This window comes from Arthrobacter sp. SAFR-179, assembly GCF_059414945.1.
This window is the reverse complement of sequence record NZ_JBPFDM010000025.1, coordinates 1-1403: the sequence shown is the minus strand read 5'-3', so window position 1 is coordinate 1403 and position 1403 is coordinate 1. Positions and strand designations below refer to the sequence as shown.

At 63.6% G+C, this 1403-nt stretch carries 1 protein-coding gene; it reads left to right on the top strand.

Translation table 11 applies throughout. From position 1 onward, the window contains the following. Positions 1 to 314 precede the first annotated feature (314 nt). Positions 315 to 1385, top strand: a complete 1071-nt coding sequence (locus ACR65K_RS20595) for an IS110 family RNA-guided transposase (RefSeq protein ID WP_440154741.1) — start codon at positions 315 to 317, stop codon at positions 1383 to 1385. Positions 1386 to 1403 lie beyond the last annotated feature (18 nt).

The window sequence follows — 1403 nt, the reverse complement described above, 5'->3', positions numbered from 1 at the left end:
CAAAACGACTGTGAGGATTGGAGTGGCTGGTCTGGGACTGGCTGGCAGAGTTGGTACTGGCCGTTCCGCGCTGTGGTCGTGACTCACAAAACGATTGGCCCCCGGTTGGGGTGTCCTGTAAGTGACTTGTCCGTCTATGGCGTGGGCCGGCCGGTACCTTCCCGGCCCACTTTGGTGACTTGATCAGAAGGTTGTCCGCCCCTAGAGGGCGTGGCTCGTCACAGTGCTGTTCCGAAGTGACCTCTACCCGGGCTGGTACCGGCCGCGCGCGGCCCTGACCATATCCACGAAGTAGAGGAAGTGCCAGAACCGCTATGTCTATCGTTGCTCATTCCTACCCATTTGTCGTGGGAGTCGATACCCACGCGAAAAAACATGTCTTCGCCATCATCAATACCGCCACCGGCTCGCTGCTTCAGAGCCGGGATTTCCCCACTACGGGCGCCGGCATCAACCGGGCCATCGCCTGGGTGGCCCGCCTCACCTGCGCTGACCTGGCTGCCCTGTGGGTGATCGAGGGCGCCGCGTCCTACGGCGCGCTGCTGGCCGGAGCCGTCGGCGCCGCCGGCTATCCCGTCGTCGAAGCCGCACGCATGGATGCCCGGACCCACCACGGGGTCGGCAAGTCCGATTCATTGGACGCGCACCGGATCGCCGCCGCCGGCCTGCCACTGGATGAGCAGCAGCTGCGCCGGCCCCGACTCAATGAAGGCGTACGCGCAGGCCTGCGCATTCTTATCAGCGCCCGTGAGTCCATGACCACGGACCGCACCCGGGCCGTGAATGCGCTCACCGCGCTCCTCAGAGTGAACGATCTTGGCCTTGACGCCCGCAAACCCCTCACCGGCTCCCAGATCACCGAGGTATCCCGGTGGCGGGCACGGGACGAACCACTAGCCATCTCGATTGCCCGCTCCGAAGTGGTCCGGCTCGCCAACCACATCAGCAAGCTCGACGCGGAGATCAAAACCAACAACGGCCAGATCACCGAACTGGTCCAAATCAGCGAAGCCGCGCCACTGCTCCAGGAAAACGGCTTCGGCCCCGTCACGGCCGCCATCTGCCTCACTGCCTGGTCCCACCAGGGGCGGGTCCGCTCGGAGGCCGCCTTCGCCTCCCTGGCTGGAGTCAGCCCAATCCCGGCATCCTCCGGAAACACTGTCCGGCACAGACTCAACCGCGGCGGCGACAGAACCTTGAACAGGGCTCTTCACATGGCCGCCGTCAGCAGAATGACATTCGACGCCGAAACCACTGCCTACGTCGAGAAACGACAAGCCCAAGGACGAACCAAAAGGGAGATTCGCCGATGCGTGAAACGCTATCTCGCCCGGCGCATCTACCGAACCCTCAACGCGGCAAAACTGGACCCCTGCACGGTTTGACGAACTATAGAAGGGTCA

Excerpts from the sequence above, each read along its gene's own strand:
- ACR65K_RS20595 (WP_440154741.1), top strand. The coding sequence starts at position 315 with ATGTCTATCGTTGCTCATTCCTACCCATTTGTCGTGGGAGTCGATACC.